The 14,297-nt window shown below is 65.9% G+C and carries 16 protein-coding genes; 4 read left to right on the forward strand and 12 right to left on the reverse strand.

From position 1 onward, the window contains the following. The first annotated feature begins 18 nt into the window (after positions 1–18). Positions 19–483 (forward strand): Fur family transcriptional regulator, encoded by a 465-nt coding sequence (locus tag NF551_RS13210; RefSeq protein WP_227894202.1) that lies wholly within the window; start codon positions 19–21, stop codon positions 481–483. A 41-nt stretch (positions 484–524) separates the two neighbouring features. Then, on the forward strand, positions 525–2,015 hold the full coding sequence (locus tag NF551_RS13215) for a catalase (RefSeq protein WP_227894201.1): 1,491 nt from the start codon (positions 525–527) through the stop codon (positions 2,013–2,015). Between the two features lie 160 nt (positions 2,016–2,175). On the opposite strand, the gene NF551_RS13220 is transcribed toward NF551_RS13215, so the two are convergent. From NF551_RS13220 to NF551_RS13245, 6 genes are read right to left on the reverse strand one after another with little or no spacing between them, the layout of a single operon-like run. Continuing rightward, positions 2,176–3,066 (reverse strand): prenyltransferase, encoded by an 891-nt coding sequence (locus NF551_RS13220; protein WP_227894200.1) that lies wholly within the window; start codon positions 3,064–3,066, stop codon positions 2,176–2,178. Next, on the reverse strand, positions 3,063–3,401 hold the full coding sequence (locus NF551_RS13225; RefSeq protein WP_227894199.1) for a lycopene cyclase domain-containing protein: 339 nt from the start codon (positions 3,399–3,401) through the stop codon (positions 3,063–3,065). The genes NF551_RS13220 and NF551_RS13225 overlap by 4 nt, the downstream gene beginning before the upstream one ends. Then, positions 3,398–3,748, reverse strand: coding sequence for a lycopene cyclase domain-containing protein (locus NF551_RS13230; protein ID WP_227894198.1), 351 nt, complete (start codon positions 3,746–3,748; stop codon positions 3,398–3,400). The genes NF551_RS13225 and NF551_RS13230 overlap by 4 nt, the downstream gene beginning before the upstream one ends. Continuing rightward, positions 3,748–5,352 carry a phytoene desaturase family protein gene (gene crtI / locus NF551_RS13235; RefSeq protein ID WP_227894197.1) on the reverse strand — a complete coding sequence of 535 codons (1,605 nt, stop codon included), beginning with the start codon at positions 5,350–5,352 and terminating at the stop codon, positions 3,748–3,750. Before crtI ends, NF551_RS13230 begins: the two co-directional genes overlap by 1 nt. Next, positions 5,349–6,269: a phytoene/squalene synthase family protein gene (locus tag NF551_RS13240; RefSeq protein WP_227894196.1), complete on the reverse strand. Its 921-nt coding sequence runs from the start codon at positions 6,267–6,269 to the stop codon at positions 5,349–5,351. Before NF551_RS13240 ends, crtI begins: the two co-directional genes overlap by 4 nt. A gap of 2 nt (positions 6,270–6,271) precedes the next feature. Beyond that, complete coding sequence (locus NF551_RS13245; protein ID WP_227894195.1) at positions 6,272–7,339, reverse strand: polyprenyl synthetase family protein; 1,068 nt, start codon at positions 7,337–7,339, stop codon at positions 6,272–6,274. A 35-nt stretch (positions 7,340–7,374) separates the two neighbouring features. Between NF551_RS13245 and idi the strand changes: the two genes are divergently transcribed. Beyond that, the gene (gene idi, locus NF551_RS13250; RefSeq protein ID WP_227894194.1) at positions 7,375–7,905 is read left to right on the forward strand and encodes an isopentenyl-diphosphate Delta-isomerase; all 531 of its coding nucleotides are present in this window, start codon (positions 7,375–7,377) and stop codon (positions 7,903–7,905) included. On the opposite strand, the gene NF551_RS13255 is transcribed toward idi, so the two are convergent. After that, complete coding sequence (locus tag NF551_RS13255; RefSeq protein ID WP_227894193.1) at positions 7,853–8,629, reverse strand: glycosyltransferase family 2 protein; 777 nt, start codon at positions 8,627–8,629, stop codon at positions 7,853–7,855. The genes idi and NF551_RS13255 overlap by 53 nt on opposite strands. Positions 8,630–8,713: 84 nt before the next feature. Between NF551_RS13255 and NF551_RS13260 the strand changes: the two genes are divergently transcribed. Then, the gene (locus NF551_RS13260; RefSeq protein ID WP_227894192.1) at positions 8,714–9,346 is read left to right on the forward strand and encodes a DUF2238 domain-containing protein; all 633 of its coding nucleotides are present in this window, start codon (positions 8,714–8,716) and stop codon (positions 9,344–9,346) included. On the opposite strand, the gene NF551_RS13265 is transcribed toward NF551_RS13260, so the two are convergent. The 5 genes from NF551_RS13265 to NF551_RS13285 form a co-directional block, all read right to left on the reverse strand. Then, positions 9,305–10,087 (reverse strand): ABC transporter permease, encoded by a 783-nt coding sequence (locus NF551_RS13265; RefSeq protein ID WP_227894191.1) that lies wholly within the window; start codon positions 10,085–10,087, stop codon positions 9,305–9,307. The two genes, NF551_RS13260 and NF551_RS13265, sit on opposite strands and share 42 nt — an antisense overlap. Continuing rightward, positions 10,087–10,905 (reverse strand): ABC transporter permease, encoded by an 819-nt coding sequence (locus tag NF551_RS13270; RefSeq protein ID WP_227894190.1) that lies wholly within the window; start codon positions 10,903–10,905, stop codon positions 10,087–10,089. The genes NF551_RS13265 and NF551_RS13270 overlap by 1 nt, the downstream gene beginning before the upstream one ends. Further along, positions 10,902–11,762 carry an ABC transporter ATP-binding protein gene (locus NF551_RS13275; RefSeq protein ID WP_227894189.1) on the reverse strand — a complete coding sequence of 287 codons (861 nt, stop codon included), beginning with the start codon at positions 11,760–11,762 and terminating at the stop codon, positions 10,902–10,904. The genes NF551_RS13270 and NF551_RS13275 overlap by 4 nt, the downstream gene beginning before the upstream one ends. Continuing rightward, complete coding sequence (locus NF551_RS13280; RefSeq protein WP_227894188.1) at positions 11,763–12,833, reverse strand: ABC transporter substrate-binding protein; 1,071 nt, start codon at positions 12,831–12,833, stop codon at positions 11,763–11,765. 192 nt (positions 12,834–13,025) lie between these two features. Next, positions 13,026–14,213, reverse strand: a complete 1,188-nt coding sequence (locus NF551_RS13285) for a TerC family protein (RefSeq protein ID WP_227894187.1) — start codon at positions 14,211–14,213, stop codon at positions 13,026–13,028. Positions 14,214–14,297 lie beyond the last annotated feature (84 nt).

Raw genomic sequence — 14,297 nt, forward strand, 5'->3', positions numbered from 1 at the left:
AGGGAGTATGATAGTTCCATGACTTCCACAGCAGCATCCGCGGCAACCACTGACAAGTGGTCAGCGCAGCTGCGTGCACACGGACGCCGGGTGACCAAGCAGCGCCTGGCCGTGCTGGACGCCGTCGACCACTCACCGCACGCAGATGCGGAAGAAGTCGCAGCTATTGTGCGGACCACCCTTCCGGACATCAGCCTCCAGTCTGTCTACGTAGTCCTCACCGACCTCACCGACACCGGACTCCTGCGCAGGATCGAGCCGCCGCATTCGCCGGCGCGCTACGAGACCCGTGTGAATGACAACCACCATCATGCAATCTGCACCGGCTGCGGCCGGATCGAAGACGTGGACTGCGCCGTCGGGCACGCACCGTGCCTGACGCCCAGCGACACCCACGGCATGAACATCCAGATTGCGGATGTCCTGTATCAGGGGCTCTGCTCCGACTGCGCAGCAAAGGCGAGCGCAGCACAGAGACCCTGATTCACTGCCTTACCGCTCCACCCAAAGAAGAAAGAGAGAGAATGTCGAACTTCACCACCACCCAGACCGGCACTCCGGTTGCCAGCGACGAACACTCGCTGAGCCACGGAGCTGACGGCGCGGTTGTCCTCCACGACCGTTACCTGGTTGAGAAGCTTGCCCAGTTCAACCGGGAGCGCATCCCGGAGCGCATCGTGCACGCCAAGGGCGGCGGCGCGTTCGGCGAATTCACCGTCACCGAAGACGTTTCGAAGTACACCCGTGCAGCTGTTTTCCAGCCCGGCACCACCACGGAGACCGTGCAGCGCTTCTCCTCGGTTGCCGGCGAAATGGGCTCCCCTGATACCTGGCGCGACGTCCGCGGATTCGCGCTGCGTTTCTACAGCTCCGAGGGCAACTACGACATCGTCGGCAACAACACCCCGGTGTTCTTCATCCGCGACGGCATCAAGTTCCCGGACTTCATCCACTCGCAGAAGCGCCTCCCGGGTTCCGGCCTGCGCGACGCCGACATGCAGTGGGATTTCTGGACCAACTCCCCCGAGTCCGCACACCAGGTCACGTACCTGATGGGCGACCGCGGCCTGCCGCGCTCCTGGCGTGAAATGCCCGGCTTCGGCTCCCACACCTACCAGTGGATCAACGCCGCGGGCGAGCGCTTCTGGGTCAAGTACCACTTCGTCTCCAACCAGGGCAACGTCGAAATGACCGGTGCCGAGGCTGAGAAGATCGCCGGCGCCGACGCCGACTACTACCGCCGCGACCTCTACGAGAACATCGCTGCCGGCAACTTCCCGTCCTGGGACCTCTTCGTCCAGGTCATGCCGTACGAAGATGCCAAGACCTACCGGTTCAACCCGTTCGACCTGACCAAGGTCTGGCCGCACGCGGACTACCCGCTGATCAAGGTCGGTACGCACACGCTGAACCGCAACCCGGAGAACTTCTTCGCGCAGATCGAGCAGGTTGCCCTGTCTCCCGCGAACCTGGTCCCCGGCATTGCCGCTTCCCCGGACAAGATGCTGATGGCCCGCATCTTCTCCTACCCGGATGCACAGCGCTACCGCGTGGGCACCAACTACAACCAGCTGCCGGTGAACGCACCGAAGGCTCCGGTGAACAACTACTCGCAGGACGGCTACGGCCGCTTCGCGTTCAACTCCCCGGAGACCCCGGTCTACGCCCCGAACACCCTGGGCGGCCCCGTGGCCGACCCGGCACTCGCCGGTGAAGGCACCTGGGAAAACGACGGCGCGCTGGTGCGTTCCGCCGCTACCCTGCACTCCGAGGACAGCGATTTCGGCCAGGCCGGCACGCTGTACCGCGAGGTGTTCGACGACGCCGCCAAGGCCCGTTTCCTGGAAACCATCACCGGTGCCGTCTCCGGTGTGCAGCGCCCGCACATCCGCGAAGCTGCAATCCAGTACTGGACCAACGTTGACGCCGGGCTCGGCGCCAAGCTCCGTGCCAGCCTCGCCGCCGGCGAGACCACGGCCAACGAGCAGGCCGAGTACGTAGGCGTCGCAGAGTAATCTGCTAGCCCCAGCACGGCTAAGCGGCCGGTCCCTTCGGGGGCCGGCCGCTTTTGCGTTCCACGGTGTTCCTTCCCGCTTCCCATCGAGAGGCCAGTTACGGCTCCTTTGAGCGCTGAGAAGAGCCGTAACTGGCCTCTCGATGGGGGGGTGGGGCGGGCTAGCGGGAGGGCCAATACCAGATCAGCAGCATGGTCACGAGGAAACCGGTCAGGAAGTTCAGCTTCAGGAACCGCTTCCAGCCGGCGTTGGCTTCCTCTGACTGTTCATCCGGGATGGAGAAGAACGGCAGCAGGTTCACCAGGTACGGCACCGCCAGCAGTGCACCCAAAAGGGCCGGCCAGGGCGTGAACAGCATCAGGACGCCGGCGGCGGCATAGGCCCCGAAGGCCAGCCGCACCACGGTGCGTGCCCCCAGGACGGTGGCGATCGAGGAGATTCCGCCCTCCCGGTCCGGGACCACATCCTGTACTGCGCCAAAGGCCTGGCTCGCCATCCCCCACAGGAAGAAGGCACCCAGTACGGCCCACAGCCCGGGGCTGAACTGGGCTCCCGCCAGCACGAGGGCGTACACGGCCGGAGAGACAAAGTGTGTGCTGGAAGTAATGGAGTCCAGGAAGGGCCGTTCCTTGAACCGCAGGCCGGGAGCGCTGTAGGCAATGACGGCGAAGACGCTCACGGCCAGCACCAGCCAGGACAGCGGGGACCCCATCAGTGCCAGCACTACAAGGAACGGAACGTTGGTGGCCACGGAGGCCCACAGGGTGATCCGGTGGAACCTCCGGTCCAGCAGGGCCCCCTCGACGCCGCCCTTCCGCGGGTTACGCAGGTCAGATTCGTAGTCAAACACATCGTTGATGCCGTACATCGCCAGGTTGTACGGAATGAGGAAGTACAGCGTCCCGATGATCCAGGCCGCGTCAATGCCGCCGGCGGTCAGCATGTAGGCCGCCGCAAACGGATAGGCCGTGTTGACCCAGGACAGCGGCCGCGAGGAGACCAGCAGCATACGCAGCGTGGATCCGGGCGTACGGGTGGCGGGGGCGCTCATCGGGTTTCCTCCGGGACGGTAGTCGGACGCGGGGACAGCAGCTCCCAAAGTGCCGGGAGGAGAAGCACGGCGGCGAGCGGGTAGGCGAAGTCCTCCAGCGGAGCCAGCCCCAGGAACGCACCGGAAATCCGTTCCGGGTTGTAGCCGAAGAGGTCCACCGCAATCATCAGGTTGTCAAAGACCGCAGTCAGCAGCAGCAGGACCGCTGCGGTACCGGCGAGCCGGAGCAGGAAGGTGCGGTTGCTGCGCCCGGCACGACGGCGGCGCAGCAGTGCCGCGGCCAGCACCAGGGCAGCGGGCAGCAGGAAGCAGAGGTTCAGCAGCCAGTACGTCACCGAGTGGCCTCCTGTCCGGAACGGTTCCGCCCGAAGTGCGCCGCTGCCACTTTCAGCAGGCCGAACAGCACCATGGTGAGGTAGCAGAGGAAGGCGAGGAAAAAGGCTTCCTCCAGCGGCAGGTGCGGCGCCAGTTCCACTCCGAGCATGAACTGGGTTTCGCCCCGGTAGAAGATGTCCAGCCCGATGCCGAACAGGTCCCAGACAAGGAAGAACGCCAGACCGGCCGCCAGGAGCACGGCAGCCCGCAGCGGGGCGCCGGAGAAGAACAACAGCTTGAAACGATGGTCCAGCAGCGCCATGCAGCCGATCGAGGCCAGCAGGAACAGCAGGTACAGGGACCCCATCAGCCCTGCCGTTCCGCCGCGGTGCCCGGCTCCGGCAGCGCCTCGGTACCCGTTTCGCCCCGCAGCCGCTTGAGGACGAGTTCCGCGCTGATCAGGCACATGGGCAGCCCAATGCCGGGCAGGGTGGAGCCGCCGGCGTAGAGCAGGTTCGTGACCTTGCGGCTGGCATTGGACCCGCGGAAAAAGGCTGACTGCTTCAGCACGTGCGCCGGCCCCAGCAGGGTTCCGCGCCAGGAATTGAAGTCTGAGTGGAAGTCGCCCGGGCCAACCGTACGGCGGACGGTGACCCGCTCGGCCAGGTCGGGGATGTCCGCCCACGAAGCGATCTGCCCAATGACGGTGTCCGCCAGCTTTTCCAGCCCGGGGTCCCCGGCGCCGTCGGTCCCGCCGGTGCCCAGGCCCGGGTCCGACGGGACCGGGACCAGGACAAACAGGTTCTCCTGGCCTGCCGGTGCGGCGTCGGTGTCGGTGGCGGAGGGCCTGCAGATGTAAAGCGAAGCCGGATCAGGAACTGACGTGTTCTTGCCAAAGATCTTCTCGAAGTTCGCTTTCCAGTCCTTGGTGAAGAGCAGCGTGTGGTGCAGCAGCTGGGGCAGTTCGCCGCGGACACCGAGGTGGAGCAGGATGCCCCCGGGACCCGGGATCCGGGATTTCCAGTACTTTTCCGGGTAGGTCTGCAGGGCCGGCGGAAGCAGGGCGGTTTCGGTGTGGTGCAGGTCCGCGGCAGAGACAACCAGGTCAGCCTCGACCGTGGCGGGGTTGCCGGCGGCATCCCGGTACTCCACGCCCGTTGCGCGCGCACGCCGCCGGCCGTCCGGCTCCGTCCGGATACGCGTGACGTCTGCATTGACTTGGACTTTCACGCCTTCGGATTCGGCGAGGGCCGCGATGACGGTAATCAGCCGGTGGAATCCGCCGCGCGGATAAAGCACACCGTCTTCCAGATCCAGGCGGCTCATCAGGTGGTACATGCTCGGGGTCGTGAACGGGGAGGACCCCAGGAACACGGCCGGGTAGCCCAGGATCTGCCGGATCCGCGGGTCGGTGAACTTACCGGCCACAAAGGAGCTCAGGGGCTGCAGCAGCAGGCGGGCCAGCCGCGGGCCCCGGGAGAGCACGTCGGGGCGCAGCAGCGGAAGGAAGGAAGCGAAGGTGCTGTAGAGGAAGCGCTTCTTCGCCATGTCGTAGACGTCGGCAGCCGAGTCCAGATAGGCGGCCAGCCTGGCACCGGCTCCCGGCTCGAGCGATTCGAACAGGGCAATGTTCTTTTCCCGCGTGGCCTGCACATCCACCGGAGCCCCGTCTCCCTCGAAGTACACCCGGTAGCCGGGGTCCAGCTGCACGAGGTCCAGCTGTTCATCGGCGCTGGTTCCCAGCAGGCGGAAAAAGTGGTCGAAGACTTCGGGCATCAGGTACCACGACGGACCTGTGTCGAACCGGAATCCGTCTGTTTCCCAGCTGCCGGTGCGCCCGCCCACCGTGGCATTCTTCTCCAGGACGGTGACTTCGAGGCCATCGCGGGCCAGCAGTGCCGCTGTCGCCAGGCCGGTAATCCCGCCGCCGATCACGACGGCGGTGCGCGGCTTGGTGGTCTTGTTTCTCATGGCGCCCTTTCGGCGTCGGGTGCGGGGGTCCGGGCCGAAGCGGCCCGGCGCAGGCGGTGGGTCACCACAGCGTCGGCTGCGATCCGCAGCTTCACGGGGTTGGGTACCCGGATCCTGGTGGTGCGAAGCAGGGACGCCGGGGTGCGGCGCAGCCGCCGGGCAAGTTCGGCGAAGAGTTCCTGTGCCAGCGCGACGGCGGCGCGGCACGCGCGCGGCAGCTCGGCAATGGCCGCGCCGGACACCCGCAGGTCCGCCTCGATGTCATCAAGGAGGCGGTGCTTGTCCTTCTCGGTGAAGGCATCCACGGTGACTCCCGGGAAGTAGCTGCGGCCCAGGGCTTCGAAATCCTCGGCAAGGTCGCGGAGGAAGTTCACTTTCTGGAAGGCAGCACCCAAACGCTGTGCTCCTTCACGCAGCCGTTTTTCCTGGTCGTCGGGGAGCTCGATTCCTTCCAGGAAACACTGCAGGCACATCAACCCCACCACTTCGGCGGAGCCGTACACGTAGTCGTCAAAGCTGGCCTGGGTGTGTTCGGCGCGGGTGAGGTCTGCCCGCATGGAGGCGAAGAACGGGGCCGTCAGGTCGGTTCCTATGCCGGTGCGGCGCGCGGTCAGGGCGAAGGCATGGACCACCAGGTTGACGCTGTACCCGGTCCTGATGGCGTTGGCGGTTTCGGCTTCCAGATCGTCAAGCATGCGGCGTATCTCCGCCGGAGGAATGCCCGCCGCCGACGCGACGCCGTCGACGATTTCGTCTGCCAGCCGGACCAGGGCGTACACCGTTTCGATCTGCCGGCGGGTCTGCGGTGGCAGCAGCCGCGAGGCCAGGCCGAACGACGTCGAATAGGCCTTGATCATGACTGCTGCTGTTTCGGCTGCTGCCCGGTTGTAGAGGGGAAGTCCCGTTTCGTGCGGCATGCTCACCGGCCCCGGTTCACGGAGCTGGAGACGATGTCGTCCAGCGCGGCAGCCAGGCCAGCGGGGACGTCGCTGCTGGCCAAGTGGCTGCGGGCACTGGATGCATACTGTGCTGCAAGGTCCTGGGCGTAGTCCTGGGCGCCGCAGTCAACCAGGATCTCGCGGGCACGGTCGGCGTCGCCGGGACACATGTCCGGCCGGCCGATGAGCCCCGACAGTTCAGCCCAGCAGGGTGTCTGCGCGGCGTAGGCGATCAGGACGGTGCGCTTGCCTTCACGCAGGTCGCCCATGCTGGATTTCCCGGTGGCGCTTTCGTTGCCGAAGACGCCAAGGAGGTCATCGACCACCTGGTAGGCGATTCCGGTGTCGCGGCCGAACCGGCCAAGCGCCGCGACGGCGTCCGCACCGGCACCGGCGAGCACCGCGCCTGCCCGCAGCGGTGCTTCGAAGGAGTACACCGCCGTCTTCAGCCGTTCCATGTCCAGGATCTCGGTGACGGGCGGAGCCCCCGGCGAGAAGGAGAAGTCGACGTCGATCAGCTCTCCGCCGGCGGAGGCAAAGACGGCTTCGTCAAGGATTCCGGCGAGCAGCTCCCTGGTTCCCGGATCCGTAGTCACCGAATCGAGCATCCGGAACGCGCCGGTCAGGGCCAGGTCTCCGGCGATGATGCCGACGGACAGGCCGCGGTGGCGTGCGACCTCCGCGGGTTCTCCGGCAGTTTCGGCCATCCTGCGGTAGACCCCGGAGACGTTGTCCTGTCCGCGGCGGACAAAATCGAGGTCGATGACATCGTCATGGACGATCAGGGCTGTGTGCAGGAGTTCAAAGGCAGCGCCGACCCGTGCCGCAGCTTCAAGGTCCGTTCCGCCCAGCTGGGTGTAGGCCGCCAGGACGATCTGCGGACGCAGCCGCTTGCCGCCGACGGTGGATTTTTCGAGCGTCTCCCAGAGGCTAAGGTAGCTGGAACTGATACGCTCCGCGCGCTCCTTGGCCGCGGCGAAAAACCCGTCCAGGACACGGTCCACCTGCTTTTGGCCAATTCTCTCGTCAAGCAAGTGTTCTGTCTCCATGCATAAAGTAAACACGCTCATCGTTAGGGGAAGAAATGCCGCAACGCCGGGAAGAAGTCATTTTGGTAGATAACGGGGGCCAAATGATAGGTACCGCGGACAAGTCGACGGTCCACACGGCAAATACTCCCCTGCACCTTGCCTTCTCGACGCACGTCTACCATCCGGACGGGCGCCTGCTGGTGACGCGCCGGGCGCTGGAAAAGCTGACCTGGCCCGGGGTTTGGACGAACTCCTTCTGCGGCCACCCGGGCCCCGGGGAAGCCACGGAAGACGCGGTGGTGCGCCGGGCTGAACGTGAGCTGGGCCTGCGGCTGCGGGACATCGCCGTCGCCCTTCCGGATTTCCGCTACCGCGCCGTGGATGCCTCCGGCATCGTCGAAAACGAGATCTGCCCGGTGTTCACCGCCGTGGCGGAGGCTGATCCTGTGCCAGCCGCGGATGAGGTCATGGACTGGATCTGGGCCGATCCCGGGCAGCTGGCGGAGTCAGTGCGCCTGACGCCGTGGGCCTTCAGCCCTTGGCTGGTGCTGCAGCTGCCGCTGCTGTACCCCGAAAACGCCTGATCCAGCGCTCCCACGGCGCTTCCTGGCGCCAGTGCACCGCCAGGGTATGGAAGGCACGGCGGAACCTGCGGACCAGGTTGGCCGGCCCGATAACGGCCCGCGGTGCCATGCCGACAACCAGGGAACGGTCCCAGGCGCAGCGGTAATCCAGGCAGAGGTGGGCGGAGAGGCAGACGTCGTCGTGCTGTTCAGCGTCCTTCCGGTGGACCGCTTCCCGAACCGCCCGCCAGGCCGTGGACCGCATCGCCAGGTTGGAGCCGAACAGCGGCCGGCGCGCGAGCGCCAGGCGCATCGCCTGGTAGTACGAACCCAGATAGAGCCAGCTCAGCAGCGGCCCGATCCAGCGCGGAAAACCATAGAACCTTCCGGGCCCGCTGAGGGCGGCGAGCTCCGGATCGGCGGCAAAATGTTCTGCTATCCGCTGAATCCAATCAGGCGGCAGGACACAGTCGGCGTCGCAGCGGGCTATCACCTCGCCGCGGGCGGCGTCGTAACCCGCGGCTGCCGCTGCCGGAATCCCCGGGCGCCGTTCAGAAACAACCCGGGCACCGAATTCAGCCGCCACTTCAGCACTGTTGTCCGTGCTGTCGTTGTCCACCACGACGATTTCCAGCGGCTCCACGGCCTGTTCGGTCAGGGAGGCGAGGCAGCCGCGCAGGGCTTCAGCGTCGTCGAGGCAGGGAATGACAACGCTGACGGCGGGCAGCGGGGCGGGCGCAGGCATGTCTGCGATCCTACGTGCATTCGCGGGCGCCGGTTCCGAACCGGATGCTGTGCCTGCCCGGCTGCCCTCGGATACCGTGGCTTTATGATCGACGCACTCCTCCGCAGACCTGCCAGTGGAGCGGAAGTGGTTTCGGACGCCGTACGGCTCCTGGGAGCGGCCAGCTTGCTGGCCGCTCTGCTGCTGTACGGACCGGTGGAATCCGCGCTCTTTGCGCTGGTGCTGATGGGGCTATTGGTATCGCGGTGCCTGCCAGCCGCGCCACTGTTCGATTCGCTGTACGGTCTGACCCTGCTGGTTGCCGCATGGAGCAGCGTGCTGGACCTCTACGCCAGCATCAGCTGGTGGGACCTGGCTGTGCACTTCGCGGCCACCGGAACCATCGCCGTCATGGCCTGGTACCTGCTGGCAGGCTTCGGCGTCGTGACGTGCCGGCCCTCGTCGGGGCGCATCCTGCCCGCCGTCGCCGTTCCCGCCGTCGTCGTCTCCCTCGGCCTGGCCCTGAGCGTGCTGTGGGAGTTCGGCGAATGGTGGGGCCACACCTACGTCGATGACACCATCAACGTCGGCTACCAGGACACGATGGGTGACCTGGCAGCCGCCGGCCTGGGCGCGCTGCTCTCCGGCGTCCTCCTGGCGCGGCTCCTGCGCCGTGAACAGGAAACCGCGCCGGGACTAGCTTCCGGCGCGCCGCTTCAGCGCCGATTCCAGCGCTGAAACCAGGGCGTAAAGCACGATCGAGGCGAGGGTGACCACGACGACCCCGGCCCAGACATGGTCATACCGGGCGCGCGAGACCGCGGAAACGATCCCGTAGCCCAGGCCCTGTCCCGTTGCCAGCCATTCGGCCAGCAGCGCACCGGTGAGGGCACCCGGAATCGAGACCCGAAGCGCGGTGAAGAACGCGGGGGCACAGGACGGCAGCGCCACTTTGCGGAACGCATCGAGCCGGCTTCCCCCGTAGACATGCACCACTTCCAGCATGGCCGGGGATGCCGACCGAAGCCCCGCCACGATGGTCACCAGCGCCGGGAACAGCACAACGATCCCGCCCATGGCGGCCACGGCGGCTTCCTGCCGGCCGAAAACCAGGATGATGACCGGTGCCAGCGCCACCAGCGGGACCGAACGCAGCAGCATGGCCATTGGCATCAGCGCCTGTTCCACGCCGCGGAACAGCGTGAAAACGCAGGCCCCGGCGACGGCAGCCACCATACCCGCGCTGAACCCCATCGCGGCGTCCAGCAGGGTCTGTCCCAGCTGGCCCATGACCAGCGCCCGGTTCTCCGCAGCGTCGGAATCCAGGAAGAGGTACCGCCACACATCCAGCGGTCCCTTGCCGATGTAGCTGGAAACACCAAAGACCTCCAGCATGCCCAGCCACAGTCCGGCCACCACCAGCAGGGAGACCGCCAGCCCGCCGAATATCCGCCCGGCCCCGCGTACGGCCGCGCCCATCAGAGGCCTCCTGTCCGGACGCCCGACGCCCACGGCGCCGCGATCCGGGAGGCGAGCCCCAGGAGGGCGTAGGTTCCCCCGGCCAGGACGGCACACGCCAGTGCCACTCCCCAGACCCTGGCTACCTCCAGCGTCTGCTGCGCGTTGACCATGGCCGGGCCCAGTCCCCGGTCCACCCCGCCCACGTATTCGCCCAGGACGGCGCCGAGCAGGGCTGCCGGTGCTGCGATCTTCAGTGCCGCAAACACGGAAGGAACAGCGGCAATGAGCCTGACTTTGAGGAGCTGGTGGATCCGGCGGCCGCCGAAGACAGTCACGACGTCGAGGCAGGCCTTATCGGCGGCCTTCAGCCCGGCCAGTGCACTCACCATGGTCGTGAAGAAGACGGAAAGCGCTGCCAGCGCGACGGCGGTCCCTGAAGGATCCCCGGTCCGCGGCGGTCCCAGCACAATGAAGATCACCGGTCCTATCGCCACCACCGGAAGGCAGTAGGTGACCACCGCGAGCTGCACGGCGAGGCGTTCAGCCTGCGGGACCAGCAGTACCGCAAAGGCCAGTGCCAGGGCCAGGGCGTTCCCCCAGGCATAGCCTGCACCGGCTTCGGCCAGGGTGACTGACGCATTCCGCCAGTAGAAGCCGAACCCGTCCTCCCCCATCTGGGACAGAACCTGCCATGGGGTCGGGATGGCACCGGGTGCTCCGCCGCCCGGAGAACCGATCCCCCGCAGGAACGTGGCGGCGCCGGCCCACCAGAGCGCCAGGAGCGCAGCCGAGCCCAGTACGCCAACGGTCCAGGGCGGCAGGGGTGCGCGCCTCAATGTGCCTCCCCGGATCCGAAGAGCAGTTCCGAGGCGTGGTCGTGCAGTGCATGGAACTCCGGGGTGCGCATCATGTCCGGGGTCCGGGGCCGGGGCAGGTCCACGCTGATGACTTCCTTGACCCGCCCGGGGCGCGGGCTCATGACCGCCACCGTGTCGGAGAGGAAGATCGCCTCGGAGATGCCGTGGGTAACCATCAGGGTGGTGGCGGGTTTCTCCGTCCAGATGCGCAGCAGCTCCAGGTTCAGCCGCTGGCGGGTCATGTCATCCAGGGCACCGAAAGGCTCGTCCAGGAGAAGCACCGACGGTTTCAGGACCAGGGCCCGGGCGATCGAGACACGCTGCCGCATTCCGCCGGACAGCTGTGCCGGACGTGCTTTCTCGAATCCTTCCAGCCCCACGAGCCGGATCAGTTCCCGGATGTGGGCATCGTCAGCCGGCCGGCCGGAGACTTCAAGCGGCAGCCGGATGTTGGAGTAGACGCTGCGCCACGGCAGCAGGGCCGAATCCTGGAATGCAATCCCCAGTTCGTGCCCCCGGCGGAGGTCCTGGGGTGTCCTGCCGTCCACCATGACCTCCCCGGTGGTTGGTGTCTCCAGTCCGGCGAGGATGCGCAGGACAGTGGACTTTCCGCAGCCCGAAGGTCCCAGCAGAGAGAGGAAAGAGCCCCGAGCCGTCTCCAGGTTGGTTTCCTCCAGTGCGGTGACGATGTTCCTCCCGGTGCGGAAGGTCTTGCCCAGGTTCTGCAGCTGGATGCCGCTGCCCGGGGCGGATGGTGCGCGCGCCTCCGGGCCCGGCGCGGCGGCATCAGTCGCAGACGGGGTGGCGGGGGCGGCTTCAGCGGCGTGCGCAGCCATCTACTTCAGCTCCGGGTTTTCTTCGTAGACCTCAGCGAGCAGGCTCAGGTCGAACACGTCTTCCTTGGCGAGGTCGTAACCAGCCAGCTTGAGGATGGCCAGGTTCTCCTCAATCAGCTCGTCGCTGATGGTAAACAGACCGTTGGCCTCGGTTTCCTCAGTGACAACCAGCTTGGTGTTCTGCTCCTCGGCCTGCATCTTCTCCTTGGCAAGATCAAGGTTCAGATCCGCACCGTAAACCTCGACCGCAAGCCGGGCCGACTCGTCGGGATCGGCGACGGCGTCCTTCCAGCCGCGGAGCGTAGCAAGGAGGAATGCCTTGAGCTCATCTCGCCGGGTCTCGATGTTCTCATCCGTGGTCACGAAGCTCTCGGCGATGAAGGGCAGCCCGTTGTCCGCGAAAGGAAGGACAGCGGTCGTGTGCCCGGACAGCTCGAGCGTCAGGACCTCATTGGTGAGGTAGCCGAAGAAGCCGTCCACGTCGCCGTTGATCAGCGGCTGCGGGTCGTACTGCACCGGGACCTTCTCCAGCGAGGCCGGGTCGATCCCGTTGACCTCCATCAACGCGTCGAACAGGGTTTCGTTCACACCGGCCTGGACGCCGATGCGCTTGCCTTCCAGGTCCGCGGGGGCGGTGATGGGGTTGCCGTCCAGCGAGACAATCACGAACGGATTCTTTTGGTATGTGGTGCCGATGATCTTCAGCGGTGCATCTTCCTCGACAATCACCGGTGCCACACCCATGGGGCTTGAGGTGCCCACCAGGGCTCCGCCGGAGAGGACCATTGTTTCGGACGAAGTTCCGCCCGGCCCGCCGGCAATGAGGTTCACTTCGCTGAAGCCGGCTTCGTCGTAGTACCCGTTGGCGTCGGCGAAGTACTCGCCGGCAAACTCGGCGTTCTTGATCCAGGACAGGTTGAGGTCAAGGGTCCCGTAATCGCCTTCGCCGGCACCGGCTTCTGCCTCGGAGCCTCCGCACGCAGTGACCAGCAGCAGGCTGGACACTGCCGCTGTGGCCGCGAGGATGCGGACAGCCGTGAGACGTTTTTGCAGGCGTGGGGTGATGGTCATGGGTACCGGGCTTTCCGTAGGTGCGGGTGATAACCACTGAGCCTAGGAAGGGATTGTTTCTACGGTCGGCCAGCCGGGTTACGTTGCTGTAAACGGGCGGTTACCCAGAGGGTCCGGGCTTGAAGAACCGCACACACAAAAGGGCCCGCCGCAACACGTTGGCTGCGGCGGGCCCTTAGGCGGGGATGCCGGTTACTTGCTGGTGAACCGGGAATGTTCCTCATGCGCGCGGGCGACCTCGGCGCGGATGTCCTCGATGTCCTTGACCTTGTCGCGGTATTTCTTGTCCATCTGCAGGATCTGCTTCTCCTCTTCGCAGAGGGCACGGTAGATGCGCTCACGCTCGGACTCGTCAGAGGTGTAGGAGAGGTCCAGGTAGTCGACGGCGTGGCGGCGTGCGTTGTTCACGGCAGTCTGCGCCTTGCCCGCGGGGCTGACCAGCGACGCAATGACAGTGACGGCCAGGACGCCGATGATGACGCTCAGCGACAGGCCCGTGCTGATCTCGACGACCGAGACGTGTTCGCCGTTGTTGATGAACCACAGTGTGTTCTCGTGCAGCGCGTGCAGTACCAGCTTCACACCGATGAAGGCAAGGATCGCGGCCAGGCCGTAGGAGAGGTAGATCAGGCGGTCCAGCAGGCCGTCGATCAGGAAGTAGAGCTGGCGCAGCCCCATCAGGGAGAAGGCAGTGGCGGTGAAGACGATAAAGGTGTTCTGCGTCAGGCCGAAGATGGCCGGAATGGAGTCCAGCGCGAAGAGGATGTCCGTTCCGCCGATGGCCACCATCACCAGCAGCATCGGGGTGAGGACCTTCTTGCCGTTCTCGACCGTCATCAGCTTGTCGCCGTCGTAGTGGTCGGTGGTCGGCAGCACGCGCTTGGCAATCCGGATGATGAAGTTGTTCGCTTCATCCTTCTCACTGTCTTCGGGCTTAAGCAGGTTGCCCGCGGTGATCAGCAGGATCAGGCCGAAGAGGTAGAAGACCCAGGAGAAGGAGTTGATCAGGGCCGCGCCCAGGAAGATGAATCCGGTCCGGGCAATCAGGGCGAAGACAATGCCGAAGAGCAGCACCTTCTGCTGGTCCTCCCGGGGCACCCGGAAGGAGGCCATGATGATCAGGAAGACAAAGAGGTTGTCCACGGAGAGGGCCTTCTCCGTGATGTAGCCGGCGAAGTACTCACCGCCCATGGTGACCCCGCCGAAGACCAGCACCAGGATGCCGAAAACAATGGCCAGGCCCACGTAGATGGAGGACCAGACGGCCGCTTCCTTGAGCGTGGGGATATGGGCCTTGCGGATGTGGAAGAAGTAATCGAAGGCCAGCAGGCCGAGGATGACGACGATCGTCACGCCCCAGATGAGGGGGGAAACAGTCATGGAGTCTCTGCTTTCGTAGGGTACGCCAAGGGACCGCAAGTCTCTCCGGCAGTTTGTGGCTGCCCGCTGGTCCCGGCCGGGCGT

Source organism: Arthrobacter caoxuetaonis (genome assembly GCF_023921125.1).
Lineage (GTDB): Bacteria > Actinomycetota > Actinomycetes > Actinomycetales > Micrococcaceae > Arthrobacter_B > Arthrobacter_B caoxuetaonis.